The organism is Gemmobacter megaterium, from assembly GCF_900156815.1.
In the GTDB taxonomy this organism is placed as follows: Bacteria; Pseudomonadota; Alphaproteobacteria; order Rhodobacterales; family Rhodobacteraceae; genus Wagnerdoeblera; species Wagnerdoeblera megaterium.
On the sequence record NZ_FTOT01000006.1, the window covers coordinates 201,673 to 215,279 of the forward strand.

Consider the following 13,607-nt stretch of genomic DNA (forward strand, 5'->3'; position numbering starts at 1 on the left):
AAGGCCCCGCACGCGACCGTGATGGCACCGCGCGCCGCGCAAGCGGCGATCCGCCACCCGATATTGATCTTGTGCGCTGGTATCCGCTTGGAATGCTTGATCAATTTTACATGATCTGCGGAACCCTTGTATGGGCTTGTGGGTTGTTTAGCTGTGCCGGACGCGGCCACGGCACTGTGCGGGCGAGTCCTTCGGGTCGATCCCGCGCGTGGCAACCGGGCCGCAGATGAACGCTCGCAACGAGCGAAATTACAGGTGATGAGATGAAAAACTTCCTTCTGTCTGCTGCCGTCCTGACGGCCTCTGGCGCCGCCGCCTATGCAGGCGGTCCGGTGGCGCCCGCGCCCGAGCCGGTGCTGGCCCCCGTCGCCCAGCCCGCGCCTCAACTGAGCTTCGGCAACTGGCAGGGTGGGTATGTCGGCGGCAACCTGAACTGGGGCAAGAACCCGGTCTCGGGTTTTCTGGATGATCCCGACGGGGCCAGCGGCGCGCTGCGCGGTGGCTACGACTGGCAGGCCGGGCGTACCGTGATGGGGCTGGGTGCCGAGTATGACTTCGGCAAGCTCAAAGGCAACAACGCAGCGGGCGCCGCGTCGTCGGTCGGCAAGGCGGCAACTGTGTTCGGGCGTCTGGGGTATGATGCCGGTCCCTGGCTGCCCTATGCCATGGCCGGGTATACCTGGGCCGATGGCCAGTCGGGCGGTGCCGATGCCAATCTTGATGGCTACACCGTCGGCCTTGGCGTCGAGCGCAAGTTCAACGACCGCTGGAGCGGCTATGCCGAATACAACTACACGGACTTTGGCCGTGTCGCGGCCTTTGGAAATTCCAAGGTCGAGACCCAGAAGGTCAAGCTGGGTGTGAACTTCAAGTTCTGATATCGGATGGGGCGCCACTGGCGCCCCATTTCCTTGTCAGGGTCATGCGACCGACAGGTCAGATCAGGCCAGCGTGGCGCATGGCGGCCTTGATCCTGTCCTTGGTGCCATCGGTCAGTCCGACAAGCGGCAGGCGCACTTCGTCAGAGCACAGGCCCAGAACCGACAGCGCGTATTTCGCGCCGACCAGACCCGGCTCGATGAAAATCGCCTCGTGAAGCGGCATCAGCCGGTCCTGATAGCCCAGCGCCACCTTGTAGTCGCCGCGCAGCGTGGCCTGCTGGAATTCCGCGCACAGTTTCGGTGCCACGTTTGCCGTGACCGAAATGCAGCCGACCCCGCCATGGGCGTTGAAACCAAGCGCGGTCGCATCCTCGCCTGACAGTTGGATGAAATCGGCGCCGCAGGTGATGCGCTGCTGGCTGACACGTTCCAGTTTGCCGGTCGCATCCTTGACGCCGATGATGCGCGGCAGTTGCGCCAGTTTGCCCATGGTCTCGGGGGTCATGTCGATGACCGAGCGAGGCGGGATGTTGTAGATCACGATCGGCAGAGCGCAGGCGTCGTGCATCGCGGTGAAATGCGCGATCAGCCCCGCCTGGGTCGGTTTGTTGTAATAGGGCGTCACCACCAGGGCCGCATCGGCCCCCGCCTTTTCGGCAAAGCGGATCAGGCGGATGCCCTCGGTCGTGCTGTTCGATCCGGCACCGGCAATCACCGGCACGCGGCCGGCCGCGGCCTTGACCACGGTTTCGATGACCGTCTCGTGCTCTTCATGGCTGAGCGTCGGGCTTTCACCTGTGGTGCCCACGGGGACAAGGCCGGTCGAGCCTTGTTCGATGTGCCATTCGACAAGCTTCTTGAGCGTGTCCAGATCCAGCTCGCCGTTCTTGAACGGCGTCACCAGCGCAGGCATGGAGCCTTTAATCATGGACGCGTCTCCTTCGAATGGGGCATCGAGTCGCCCTTGGTTGAACGCGCCCTTCCTAGCCGTGCTATGGCGCGTTGCCAAGCGGGGGGCTGGCGGGTTTGTGTGTTGCGCGCGCCCATGTTCCAGAGGCAAATGGGGCCATGATGCGCGCACTCACGTTCCTCCCCGCTCTTGCCCTGTCTGTCATGGTCACCCTGTCGCCTGCCGCGGCCCAGACAGACCCGTTGCGCGTGGCGCTGGATCTGGCCGGTCGCAAGGATTGGGCCGCAGCAACCAGCGCCGCTGAACCGCTTGGGCCGGTCGCCGTCGATCTGGTCGAATGGCAGCGGCTGAGAGCCGGAGAGGGGTTTCTGGGCGACTACGAGGCCTTTCTCAAGCGCCGTGCCGATTGGCCCGGATTGCCGTACCTTCAGAACCGGGGCGAGGTTGCCGTCGCACGATCCACCACGCTGGCCCGTATTCTGGCGTGGTTCGGTGATCGCGATCCTGCCACGGCGGATGGCCTGATGGCACTGGTGCGCGCATTGCGTGAGGCCGGACAGGGTGACCGTGCCAACGCCCTGTTGGTGCGCATGTGGCCGACGGTACGGCTGGATGAAACCGAACAGGTTGTCTTGCTGGCCGAAGCCGGGGCAGGGCTGGATATTCAGGCGCATCGCGCCCGTCTGGATGCGCTGCTTTGGGCAGGGCGCCATGCCGAAGCGCGGCGCATGTTTGCGCTGGTTGGCGAAGATTGGGTCAAGCTGGCCGAGGCACGCCTTGCCTTGCGCGAAGATCGCGACGGCGTTGACCGTCTGATCGCGGCTGTGCCCAAGTCGCTGGAGGGAGATGCCGGGCTGGCCCATGCCCGCTTTGAATGGCGTGCCCGCAAGGGCCGGACAGAGGGGGCCGCGGCGATCCTGATGGAACGATCGCGGTCGGCCGACCTTTTGGGGCGTCCCGAAGCCTGGGCAGGTCGCCGGGCGACCTTGGCGCGTGCGCTGTTGCGGCAAGACAATCCGAAACTGGCCGAGAGCGTGGCCGCCAGCCATCATCTTCAGTCGGGCGCCGACCGCGCCGATCTGGAATTCCTCGCAGGTTTCATCGCCCTTCGCCACAACAACGACCCCACCAGGGCATTGGGCCATTTTCAGGCGCTGGGCGATATCGTTTCCACGCCCATTTCGGTGTCGCGTTCGGACTACTGGCAGGCCCGTGCGCTGTCGGCCCTTGGGCGCGCGGATGAGGCACGTGCCGCCTATGCCCGCGCCGCCCGGCATCAGACCGCCTATTACGGCCTGCTGGCCGCCGAGGCGCTGGGCCAACCGCTGGATCAGGCGCTTGCCACACCCCCGGCGCCGCCCGACTGGCGCAAGGGTGCCTTTCTGAATTCCTCGGTCACAGAGGCGGCGCTTTTGCTCTACAAGGCAGGCGATGCGGCCCAGGCCCGCCGGTTCCTGTTGCATCTTGCCGAAACTCAGGACGAGGCGGAACTGGCCGCCATGGGCGCCTTTGCGCTGGAAAAGGGCGATGCCCATCTGGCAGTCCTGATCGGCAAACAGGCGGCGGCGCGTGGCATCATCCTGCCGGGGATCTACTATCCCGATCCGGATCGCACTCTGCTGCCTGATGGGCTGGCGGTGGACCGACCGCTTGCCCTGGCCATTGCACGGCGCGAAAGCGAACTGTTGCCCGAGGCGGTTTCCCCGGCCGGTGCGCTGGGCCTGATGCAACTGATGCCCGGCACTGCCAAGCTGATGGCCGACAAGTTGCGCTTGCCGCATCGGCCCGGTGCGCTGACGACCGATCCGGCCTACAATGCCAGCCTTGGCGCTGCCTATCTCGCGCATCTGGCCGAGGAGTTCGGCCCCTCGATCGCGTTGCGCGCGGCTGGCTACAATGCGGGGCCCGGCCGTCCCCGCGCCTGGATCACCCAGTTCGGCGATCCGCGCCAGCCCTCCACCGATGTGGTGGATTGGGTGGAAATGGTGCCTTTTACCGAAACCCGCACCTACATCATGCGGGTTGTCGAAGGGGTGGCGATCTATCGGGCGCGGCAGGCGTCGGGCCAGGCGGTTTCGGTCACGGCCCTGTTGCGCGGTACGGGCGGGTGATCAGCCGAACTGCTGGTTCAGTCGCCAGACCATCCAGGCCAGCGGTATCGCCGCCAGCCCCCCGAAGATCCACGCAAGGGGCTGATCGCCAAAGCTTTCGAACGCCTGTGTATAGCCATGAATGGCGCCGAAGGTGATGGCGGCATTGAACAGGCCGCGCCGCAACGTATGCGCTGCCCAGACCGCGCAGGCGACCAGCAGCACCGCCCAGATCACGGAGAAAACTCCGGCGGAAATGCTCAGGGCGCGGGCGCGGAACATTTCCTGCCCGACCCAGACAGCCTCCCAGTCGTTTGGGTGCCGGGCTTCTAGCCAGTCGCGCAGGAACGTATCGCCCACCGTGTCACCCCAAAGCGAACCGACCAGAAAGCACAGGTTCCCGACCACAAAGGCCATCATGGCGAATATGCCCGCATGGCGGCCGTCGCGCTCTGGCCTTTGCGCCATGATCCAGAGACACAACGCAAGCGCCGCCGCCATCTGCAAGATGCTCAGTGTCGGTTCGGGCGAATAGAAGACATAGGCCGCATGGAAATAGGCGGTCGAGGTGCTCAGAACCTGCGCAAAGGGCACAATCGCCAGCGCCGTGACCAGCCGCACATCCAACTGCCACCCCAGCGCAGCCACCAGCGCGGCGGCATAGAGACTGACCAACATGATCAGGATGCCGGGAATATCATGGACATAGGCGACCATGTAAAGGCCGGCCAGATGCAGCGCGGCGCCCCCGAGCGCCAGAAATCCGGCGATGAACGCCAGGCCGGACACACGCCACCTGAACACCGCAAACGCGGCGATCCCCAGCGCGGCCCCTGCGATGACAAGCACGATGCCCGCGTTCCCCGGTGTCAGCCGATCAAGACATTCGATCACGCCGCCGCCGATCAACATTCCCGCGCCGATCAAGGCCGCAGCATGTCCGAACATCCGCCAGGTCGCAGTGGCTTGCGTCAGCACGAGGATGCCCAGAGCAAGAAAGCCCAGCCCTGCGCCCGCGACCGACATCGTGTCGGCCAACAAGACGACGAATCCTGCGGCTGCCGCCAGAACTCCGCCGGCCAGCAGCACGTTGACCGCCAGAGCGATCATTGCCCCGCGCGATCGCGCGCGGATCGTCGCGGCTTGCGACGGCGTCAGGACACCCTCGCTGACCAGCATGTCCAGATCTGCGACCACGGCCATGGGGCGACCTCCTGCCTGTTGCGGTGCAAGTGTTGCATCCCCACCCGTCCGGCACAAGCTGGCCACTGGACTCGCGGCCCCTGCTCGCCTATCTCGGGACGACCATGCAAAAGAAACACGACCCGAACAGCAAACTGATCGCCGAGAACCGCCGCGCCCGCTTCGATTACTTCATCGAAAGCGATCTGGAGGCTGGCATCATGCTGACCGGGTCCGAGGTGAAGTCGCTGCGCACAGGCCAATCCAATATTGCCGAAAGCTATGCCTCGGTGGAAGGCGGGGAACTGTGGCTGATCAACGCCCATATCGCCTCGCTGCAACAAGCGGGCGTCTTCGGGCATGAGGAACGTCGCCGCCGCAAATTGCTGGTGTCCAAGCGCGAACTCGCGCGGCTGTGGCAAGCGGTCGGGCGCGAGGGCATGACCATCGTGCCGCTGCGGATGTATTTCAATGATCGTGGCATCGTGAAACTTGCCCTGGGTATCGCCAAGGGCAAGAAGGCGGCGGACAAGCGCGATACAGAGGCCAAACGCGACTGGAACCGCCAGAAGCAGCGGCTATTGAAACAGGGCTGACAGCGGCACCTGCCGCGCGGCCTTGCGAACCGCTCTGCTTGGGCATGTGGCGGGGGCTGGCCCCGCCTGCGCGGTTTCAGATCACTGCGGCGATGGCGCGGGCCAAGATCGGCACGCTGTTTGCGTTCAGCCCTGCAATGTTGATGCGGCTGTCACCCACCATGTAGATCGCGTGATCGGTGCGAAGTCTTGCGACCTGATCCGGCGACAGGCCAAGGCGCGAGAACATGCCCCGGTGGCGGGCCACGAAATCGAAGCGGTCAGAGTTGGTCAGGCGCCGCAATTCGTCTGCGAGTTGCTTGCGCAGGCCCAGCATAGACAAACGCACGTCTTCCAGTTCTGCCTGCCAGCCGGCCATCAGGTCGGTATCGTTCAGCACCGTCTGAACCAGCCTTGCGCCGTGATCGGGCGGGAACGAATAGTTCAGTCGGTTCAGCATGGCCAGATTGGCCTGCACGGTGGCGTGTTCGGTGCCTTCGGGAATCACGGCGAGCAACACGCCGACGCGGTCGCGGTAAACCCCGAAGTTCTTGGAACATGATGCGGCCACCAGAAGTTCCGGCAGGCGTTTCGCAAGCAGGCGGGTTCCGTAGGCATCTTCTTCCAGCCCGTCACCAAAGCCTTGATAGGCAATGTCGATCAACACCGTCAGCTTGCGGGCGGCCAGTACATCGGCCAACTTGTCCCATTGCGCCGGTGTGAGGTTGGCGCCGGTGGGATTGTGGCAGCAGCCGTGCAGCAGCAGCACGTCGCCATCGGGAATCGATCCGATGTCAGAGAGCATCCCGTCGAAATCGACATCGCCGGTCGCACTGTCGAAATAGCGGTAGTCGCGCGTTTTCAGGCCAAGATCCGACGCCAGTGCGGGATGGTTGGGCCATGTGGGGTCCGACATCCAGATCGTCGCGCCGGGGGCGGTCTTGTGGATCAGGTCAAATCCGATGCGCAGCGCGCCCGTGCCGCCCGGTGCGGCGGCGGCGGCCAGACGCGCCGGGGGCACGGCATCGCCAAGCACCAGCCGACCCATCGCCGCATGAAATCCGGGATCCCCGGCCAGCGCGACATAGGTCTTGGTGGTTTCGCTGTCCCACAGGCGCCTGCCTGCCTCGCGCACGGCGCGCATCACCGGGGTGTGGCCGCTGGCGTCCTTGTACACGCCGACCCCAAGGTCGATCTTGGCGGGGCGCGGGTCATCCCTCAGCAATGCCATCAACTGGATGATCTTGTCTTCGGGTTGGGGAAGCAGCCGTTCCAGCATGATGTCAGCCTTTTTCGACCGGAAGGTCGTCGTACATGCCCCATTCGGCCCAGGAACCGTCATAGAGCGCATGGTTCCGCTGCCCGATCCGTTCCAGTGCCAGGCTGAGGATTGCCGCTGAGACACCAGACCCGCAGGTTGTGATCACAGGCCGGGAGAGATCTACGCCCGCAGCATCAAAGGCGCTGCGTAGGGCGTCGGGAGATTTCAGGGTATTCCCGGCGGTCAGCAGGTTCTGCCATGGCAGGTTCTGCGAGCCGGGAATGTGGCCCGCGCGCAAGCCGGGGCGCGGTTCAGGCTCGGAACCGGCGAAGCGGCCGGGGCTGCGGGCGTCGATGATGGAATGGCTGCCCAGCTTGGAGGCCTGGGCCACCTGGGTCACGTCCTTGACCAGGCCAGCCTGACGGGACACCGTGATATGGCGGTCCCGCATCAGCGGGGGCATATCCTCGACCGGGCGGCCTTCGGCCTGCCATTTCGGGAAACCGCCGTCCAGCACGGCGACATCGGTCTTGCCCATCAGCTTGAAGGTCCACCAGACACGCGGGGCGGAAAAGATGCCCATTCCGTCGTAGACCACCACCTGATGGCCGTCACCGATGCCCATCGCGCGCATCCGGCTGATGAATTTCTCGGCAGGCGGGGCCATGTGCGGCAGTGGGCTGCGGGTATCGGAGATACCGTCGATGTCGAAGAAGCGCGCGCCCGGAATATGGCTGGCATCATACTCGGCCTTGCCATCGCGGTTCATCGCGGGCAGATACCACGACGCATCAATGATCCGCAGGTCGGGATCCTTCAGATGCGCTTCCAGCCAGTCGGTGGACACCAGCGTCCGGGGGTCGTCACTCGCCATAGCGGCCTCCCTTGCAATGGTTCCTTCCTAGCGGCAGGGGCGCTGCAGGGCAAGCGGTGCGGGTGGGCCATGGACATTCCTGCAAGACCGCGTTTCATTCGCAACGCAGACCGCGCAGAACAGTGTCCAACGGAGCAGATCATGCAGAACACGTCCGAAATCCCCTCGCTTGTCGAACGGCACAAAGACGATCTGATCGGGCTTGCCGACCGTGTCTGGGGCACGCCCGAGCTGTTGTATGGCGAGTTCAAATCCTGCGCGGAACACACCGACATGCTGCGGGCCAAGGGGTTTCGCGTGACGGAAAATGTGACCGGCATTCCCACCGCCGTGATGGGCGAGGCGGGTGAAGGCGGCCCGGTGATCGCGATTCTGGGCGAATATGACGCCCTGCCGGGCCTGAGCCAGGAGGCCGGGCTGGACTTTCGCAAGGAGGTCGAGGCAGGAGGCAACGGTCACGGTTGCGGGCACAATCTGCTGGGGTCGGCGGCCTTGTTGGCCGCCTGTGCCGTCAAGGACTGGCTGGAGGCGACGGGAACACCTGGGCGCGTGCGCTACTACGGTTGTCCGGCAGAGGAAGGCGGCGCGGCCAAGGCATTCATGGTGCGGGACGGGGCGTTTGACGATGTGGATGCCGCGATCACCTGGCACCCCAGTTGCATGACGCGGGTGGACGACCCTCTGGCGCTGGCCAATACGCGGATGGATTTCACCTTTACCGGCCGGGCAGCCCATGCGGCAGCGACCCCGCATCTGGGGCGCTCGGCGCTGGATGCGGTGGAGCTGATGTCGGTGGGGGTGAACTATCTGCGTGAACATGCCCCGCAGGATGCGCGCATTCACTATGCCTATCTGGAAACCGGGGGAACCGCGCCCAATGTGGTGCAGGCCCGCGCCAAGGTTCGCTATTCCATCCGGGCGCTGAAGCTGGCGGAAATGCTGTCACTGGTCGAACGGGTGAAGAAGGTGGCTGAAGGCGCCGCCTTGATGACCGAGACAAAGGTCGAGGCAAAGGTGTTCTCGGCCGTGTCGAACCATCTGGAGAACCTGACGCTGGACCGCGCCATGCAGGCGGTGCTGGACGAGATCGGCGGCGTGCCGTTTGACGATGAAGACCGCGCCTATGCCCAGCGGATCAGGGCCACCCTGTCGGAGAACGACATCGCCAGTGAATGGCGCGGTGTGGGGCAGGAACCGCGGATGGATGTGGCGCTGTGCGACTGGGTGGTGCCGATGCGGCCGGGGGGCGAGGTGATGATCGGCTCGACCGACGTGGGCGATGTGACCTGGAAAGTGCCGACGACCGAGGTGCTGGTGGCCACCTGCGCCATCGGAACCCCTTTCCATAGCTGGCAACTGACCGCGCAGGGCAAATCGGGTATGGCGCACAAGGGCATGACCCATGCCGCCAAGGCGATGGGCCGTCTGGCGCAGCAGTTGCTGGCCGATGCCGGCCTGTTGGCCGAGGCAAAGGCGGAACATTCCCGCCGACTGGCTGTCACGCCCTACACCTGCCCGCTGCCGCCCGATCTGGCCCCGCCACTTGTGCCCCGGCCCTGAGCCAACCGAACGGGGCCGCGCCCCGGCGTGGCGCCTGTGGCGAGGGCAGTGCGGGGGGCAACCCCCGCACGGGATCGCTGCATCAGAACGAAGGCGCGCGGATGGCGGCGTCAGCGCGCGGCGAGCACGGTGCTGCACTGGCCCGGCAGATCGGCCATGGTGTAGTCGCGCGGGCCACGCTGGCGCGGCTGGGGTGTCTTCGGCTTCTTTGGGTCGGCCTTGGGCGGGTTCAGGTAGTCGGTGACCCACCACATCAGGGTGTCGTCGCAGCCATTGCCGCCCTTGGACAGTTGGGCCACCGTCGGCGTCTGGGTTTCACACCCCGGAGAGCCCGCCGGGCATTTCAGCCGGACATGGAAATGCGTGTCATGGCCATAGATCGGCCGGATCTTTTGTAGCCAGCGGGTATCGGCGCGTTTGGCTGTCTTGCACATCTCTATCTTGACTGCGGCTGCGACGAAGATGCGGTCCACCCGGTCATCCAGGGCAGCGGCGCGCATGATGGCATGATGGGCGGCAGACCAGTGTTTCGTGACGCTGCGCTGGTCGGCGCTGCGGACGGGGATGGAGCCGATCTTTTCCCGCTCGGCGCGCGACAGGTTCAGGCGGGCGGCGGGCCGCATCCAGATATCTGCATCGAGTCCGATCTGGTGGCTGGCATGGCCAGAGGTCATCGGGCCGCCACGCGGTTGGCTGATGTCGCCGATGTAAAGCCCGCTCCAACCCTGACGCGCGGCTTCGGCCGAGAGATCCTGCAAGAAGCGGATCATTTCCGGGTGCCCCCAGTTGCGGTTGCGCGACAGGCGCATGGCCTGCCAGGTGGGGCCGGTTTCGGGTAGCTGTACCAGACCCGCCGCGCAGCCCTTTGCATAGGCGCCGAAGACCTGCGGCTGATGAGGACTCGCGGTCTTCATCGCGCCGAACAACTGGTTGGCCTTGGTCTGGGCCATTGCAGGCGCGGCAAGCAGCAGCGCGGCAATCACGAGGAGGTGTCGGACCATCTGTCTTTGTCTCCATGAGGTTTGACGAAGACTAGCAGAACCAGTCCGATGACAAAAAGCACGATGAGCGGAACTATGCCAAGCTGCTGACTGCCCGTGATCTGGGTGGTGACGGCGATGGAAAGCGGGGCGATCCAGGACATTGCCTTGCCGGACAGGGCATAGAGCCCGAAGGCTTCGGTCATGCGGGCAGGGTCGGCCTGGCGCACCATCATGGTCCGGCTGGCCGATTGCAGCACGCCGCCCCCGGCACCGATCAGGCAGCCCAGCACATAGAACGCGATGTCGGGCAGGCGGCTGTCAGGACCAACAGAGAGGCCGAAGACCGACTCGCGCCCGACATAGACGATGCCAAGACAGACCAGGGCCAGCACGACGACCGAAGCCAGGATCACCGGCTTTGGCCCAAAGCGGCTGTCGGCCTTGCCGCCCAGCCAGGCAAAGACGGCGCCGGTGATGGCCGCGAGAATGCCGAAGATGCCAACATCGGTTACAGCCCATCCCAGCACGCCCGCCGCGTATATGCCGCCAAAGGTGTACATGCCGTTCAGCGCGTCACGATAGAAGGTCGAGGATGCCAGATAGGCAAACAGGCTGCGCTGGCGGGGCAGGTTTCGCAGCGTTGTCATCATCTCGGGAAAGGCGCGGCGGGCTGCGGCAGCAATGCCGATGCCGGGGCGCCGGGGTTCCCGGACCCAGAGAAAGAAGGGAACCATGAAGACGGCATACCAGATCGCCGTCAATGGGCCGACAAAGCGGGTGCCCTCCCGTGCCTCTGGGTCCAGCCCGAACAGGGGCGACAGCCCGATAATGGTGCGGCCCGTGGTCTGTTCTGCAAAGAACAGCAGCATGATGGCCAATGCCAGCACTCCTCCGGCATAGCCGAAGGCCCAGCCAGAGCCAGAAATGCGCCCCAATTCCTCGGGGGGGGCAAGGTCGGGCATCATCGCGTTGGTAAAGGTGGTGGCGAATTCCATGCCGATCATGCCGATGCAGAACGACACCATCACGAACCAGACGTTGAAATCGTCGGGCGCCGACCACCAGAGTCCCGCCGCGCCAACGACATACATGACCGAAAACAGCCAGATGAAGGCCATACGGCGCCCGGCGCGATCGGCAATCGCGCCCAGAAGCGGCGATACGATGGCGATCAGAATCCCGGCAGCCCCGACGCCATAGCCCCAGATGGTCTGCGCGTCGGCCCCATCGCCGATGATCTTGACCACATAGGGCCCGAAGATGAAGGTTAGCAGCAGTGTATTGTAGGGCTGGCTGGCCCAGTCAAAGAACCACCATCCCCAGATTCGCCGCCGTGCTTCGGTCATGTTGTTCCCTGCCGCTGCTCGCGGCCGATCAAACAGGTCGGCAGGTAGCTTGGCAAGCGAAGGTTTCGTGGCGGTCGCTCCCGGCAGGCACAGGTGATCACCGCAGCGTCAGGCGATGCAACGCCGATCCCGCCGCCCGCGCTGGCGGCCGATGCTGTGACCCGCCGTATCGCCTGGTTGCCGAAAGTACGCGAAAGCCGACCCCGAAGGGTCGGCCATGCGGCAATCTGTGGCGCCGTGTCAGATCCAGTAGGGATGCACGCCGTAGTGGTCATACGACCGCTTTTGCCACTCGCGGTTGGAGCGCCAGTCATCCTGATGGCGCGGCGCGCCCTCAAGCTGGGTCTTGGTCAGATCGGTGACATAGGCGTCGCGCGCCTGGTCGTACCGCAACTTGGCGAAGGGAATCGGATGGTGGTCGGAGCCGATACCCAGAAAACCGCCGAATTGCAGCACGCCATAGACGATCTTGCCCGAAACCGGGTCGATCATCACATCGTCGATATGGCCGAGATCATCGCCGGATGGGCTGAAGACCTTGGTTCCGTTCACATCGTCCTTGCCGGAAATCAGGTTCGTCGCCGTGCTGCCGGTCTGCGGGGTTGTGTTGAGGGTCATGTCGGGTTTCCTTGTGATACTGAGGGGTTCGGGCCGAGCGGAGGCCCGGTGCGCGTGCAACCGGACCCCCAGCCTTGGGCAATCGAGGATCAGCCTTCGTGTTTGGGCATGCCTTCAAGCTGTGCGCGGGTCAGCGAAGTCTCGACACGCTCGACCGAGTTGTCGGCGTCGCGGACGATGACCAGCGCATCGACGGGCACAACGACGCTGTGCGAGCCGATCCCGAGAAAGCCGCCCACGTCGATCAGCGCGCCGGTCACGGCATCGCCTTCCAGCATGAGGTCGCTGACAGTCCCGATCGACTCTCCTGCCATGTCGTGAACGTCGGCGCCGGTCAGCTCTTCGGCGGTTGGCGCCATTGCCATGCCGTCAGTCATCGGTGCGGTCGCTGTGGGGGCATCGGTGGCCATGCCGGGGGCCGCAGCCATCGGGGCTGTGCTGCCCATTGCGGGGTCTGCCGATGCGCCATCCCAAGCATAGCCGATGCGGAGGCTTTCCTCATCCCACTCCGGCAGGGCTTCGAGTTGTTCGCGCGACATGCTGGCCACCACGAAGAAATCGCCAAGATCCTCGGGGGTCGCCGTATCCGCCACGAAATACAGGCTGTCCATATCGACCATCACGGTACGGGCGCCAATGCCCAGGAAGCCGCCGATATCCAGCAGGACACCGCGTACCTCGCCGTCCTGGCTCATGACGATGTCGTTGATCGCGCCAATGTCTTCCCATTGATCGCGGCCAGCGATGAAGGTCTCGCCGCTGGTCCAGCGCGCGGTGCGTTCGTCCCAGGACGGGTTGGGGCTTTGCTGGGCCCGCAGTTCTGTCACCACCTCCGGGTTGAGCGTATAAAGGTTCATCCCATCGAAGTCCGAGGCGCGGAAGCCAGGAACATTGGTCGCCACAGGGGTGGTTGCCGTGGTTTCAGCCGTTGTCGTCGCAGGTGCCGTGGTTTGGGCCATGACGCCGCCTGCGGTGGTCAGAACGATCGCGGTGGTAAGCATCAGGTTCTTCATTTTCAGCTCCTGTCATTGTTGCAGTGGTCCGCTTGGGACATGCAAACAGAACGCCCGAGCAGGGCAAAGCGTTCCGGGGCTCTGCGAAGAATCTAAAAATAATATTTATTTATCAATATTATAAATAGAGGCGCACGACGCCCGTAGGGCGTCGCGCGACAGCGATGTCTGCGGAATCTGAAATGTGGCAGGCAGGGGTCTGCGCTTGCGGGACATCAACGTCGCCACGGGCAGCGGGTTCCGGGCCCGTCATGCAAATGCAGCGGGCCCGGCGATAGTCCGCGCAGCGACCCCAGGGTCGCTGACAAGAACAC

The 13,607-nt window shown here is 64.6% G+C and carries 12 protein-coding genes; 4 read left to right on the forward strand and 8 right to left on the reverse strand.

Annotated features, from left to right (window positions below):
• The first annotated feature begins 263 nt into the window (after window positions 1–263).
• Complete coding sequence (locus BW970_RS14765; RefSeq protein ID WP_076532745.1) at window positions 264–878, forward strand: outer membrane protein; 615 nt, start codon at window positions 264–266, stop codon at window positions 876–878.
• Between the two features lie 58 nt (window positions 879–936).
• On the opposite strand, the gene dapA is transcribed toward BW970_RS14765, so the two are convergent.
• Window positions 937–1,809: a 4-hydroxy-tetrahydrodipicolinate synthase gene (gene dapA, locus BW970_RS14770; RefSeq protein ID WP_076532747.1), complete on the reverse strand. Its 873-nt coding sequence runs from the start codon at window positions 1,807–1,809 to the stop codon at window positions 937–939.
• A 140-nt stretch (window positions 1,810–1,949) separates the two neighbouring features.
• Between dapA and BW970_RS14775 the strand changes: the two genes are divergently transcribed.
• A complete protein-coding gene (locus BW970_RS14775; protein WP_076532748.1) occupies window positions 1,950–3,902 on the forward strand; it encodes a lytic transglycosylase domain-containing protein in 1,953 nt (650 codons plus the stop codon).
• Here BW970_RS14775 and BW970_RS14780 read toward each other — a convergent pair whose 3' ends face one another.
• Window positions 3,903–5,084, reverse strand: coding sequence for a hypothetical protein (locus BW970_RS14780; protein ID WP_076532750.1), 1,182 nt, complete (start codon window positions 5,082–5,084; stop codon window positions 3,903–3,905). It abuts the gene before it with no gap.
• A gap of 104 nt (window positions 5,085–5,188) precedes the next feature.
• Between BW970_RS14780 and smpB the strand changes: the two genes are divergently transcribed.
• A complete protein-coding gene (smpB, locus tag BW970_RS14785) occupies window positions 5,189–5,659 on the forward strand; it encodes an SsrA-binding protein SmpB (RefSeq protein ID WP_076532752.1) in 471 nt (156 codons plus the stop codon).
• 76 nt (window positions 5,660–5,735) lie between these two features.
• Here the strand turns inward: smpB and BW970_RS14790 are convergent, their stop codons facing one another.
• Together BW970_RS14790 and sseA are read right to left on the reverse strand one after the other, a co-directional pair.
• A complete protein-coding gene (locus tag BW970_RS14790) occupies window positions 5,736–6,917 on the reverse strand; it encodes an amino acid aminotransferase (RefSeq protein WP_076532754.1) in 1,182 nt (393 codons plus the stop codon).
• 4 nt (window positions 6,918–6,921) lie between these two features.
• Window positions 6,922–7,773 (reverse strand): 3-mercaptopyruvate sulfurtransferase, encoded by an 852-nt coding sequence (gene sseA / locus BW970_RS14795; protein ID WP_076532756.1) that lies wholly within the window; start codon window positions 7,771–7,773, stop codon window positions 6,922–6,924.
• A 141-nt stretch (window positions 7,774–7,914) separates the two neighbouring features.
• Here sseA and BW970_RS14800 point away from each other — a divergent pair, with 141 nt between their 5' ends.
• Window positions 7,915–9,333 (forward strand): amidohydrolase, encoded by a 1,419-nt coding sequence (locus BW970_RS14800; protein WP_076532759.1) that lies wholly within the window; start codon window positions 7,915–7,917, stop codon window positions 9,331–9,333.
• Window positions 9,334–9,443: 110 nt separating this feature from the next.
• Here the strand turns inward: BW970_RS14800 and mepA are convergent, their stop codons facing one another.
• The 4 genes from mepA to BW970_RS14820 all read right to left on the reverse strand — a co-directional run bounded on the left by mepA (window position 9,444) and on the right by BW970_RS14820 (window position 13,293).
• Entirely contained in the window at window positions 9,444–10,334 is an 891-nt protein-coding gene (gene mepA, locus BW970_RS14805; RefSeq protein ID WP_076532761.1) for a penicillin-insensitive murein endopeptidase, read from the reverse strand.
• Entirely contained in the window at window positions 10,313–11,662 is a 1,350-nt protein-coding gene (locus BW970_RS14810) for an MFS transporter (protein ID WP_076532763.1), read from the reverse strand. Before BW970_RS14810 ends, mepA begins: the two co-directional genes overlap by 22 nt.
• A 240-nt stretch (window positions 11,663–11,902) precedes the next feature.
• Window positions 11,903–12,280, reverse strand: coding sequence for a PRC-barrel domain-containing protein (locus tag BW970_RS14815; protein ID WP_083701291.1), 378 nt, complete (start codon window positions 12,278–12,280; stop codon window positions 11,903–11,905).
• A gap of 89 nt (window positions 12,281–12,369) precedes the next feature.
• Window positions 12,370–13,293: a PRC-barrel domain-containing protein gene (locus BW970_RS14820; protein WP_076532766.1), complete on the reverse strand. Its 924-nt coding sequence runs from the start codon at window positions 13,291–13,293 to the stop codon at window positions 12,370–12,372.
• Window positions 13,294–13,607 lie beyond the last annotated feature (314 nt).

Excerpts from the sequence above, each read along its gene's own strand:
- BW970_RS14765 (WP_076532745.1), top strand. The coding sequence starts at position 264 with ATGAAAAACTTCCTTCTGTCTGCTGCCGTCCTGACGGCCTCTGGCGCC.
- dapA (WP_076532747.1), bottom strand. The coding sequence starts at position 1,809 with ATGATTAAAGGCTCCATGCCTGCGCTGGTGACGCCGTTCAAGAACGGC.
- BW970_RS14775 (WP_076532748.1), top strand. The coding sequence starts at position 1,950 with ATGATGCGCGCACTCACGTTCCTCCCCGCTCTTGCCCTGTCTGTCATG.
- BW970_RS14780 (WP_076532750.1), bottom strand. The coding sequence starts at position 5,084 with ATGGCCGTGGTCGCAGATCTGGACATGCTGGTCAGCGAGGGTGTCCTG.
- smpB (WP_076532752.1), top strand. The coding sequence starts at position 5,189 with ATGCAAAAGAAACACGACCCGAACAGCAAACTGATCGCCGAGAACCGC.
- BW970_RS14790 (WP_076532754.1), bottom strand. The coding sequence starts at position 6,917 with ATGCTGGAACGGCTGCTTCCCCAACCCGAAGACAAGATCATCCAGTTG.
- sseA (WP_076532756.1), bottom strand. The coding sequence starts at position 7,773 with ATGGCGAGTGACGACCCCCGGACGCTGGTGTCCACCGACTGGCTGGAA.
- BW970_RS14800 (WP_076532759.1), top strand. The coding sequence starts at position 7,915 with ATGCAGAACACGTCCGAAATCCCCTCGCTTGTCGAACGGCACAAAGAC.
- mepA (WP_076532761.1), bottom strand. The coding sequence starts at position 10,334 with ATGGTCCGACACCTCCTCGTGATTGCCGCGCTGCTGCTTGCCGCGCCT.
- BW970_RS14810 (WP_076532763.1), bottom strand. The coding sequence starts at position 11,662 with ATGACCGAAGCACGGCGGCGAATCTGGGGATGGTGGTTCTTTGACTGG.
- BW970_RS14815 (WP_083701291.1), bottom strand. The coding sequence starts at position 12,280 with ATGACCCTCAACACAACCCCGCAGACCGGCAGCACGGCGACGAACCTG.
- BW970_RS14820 (WP_076532766.1), bottom strand. The coding sequence starts at position 13,293 with ATGAAGAACCTGATGCTTACCACCGCGATCGTTCTGACCACCGCAGGC.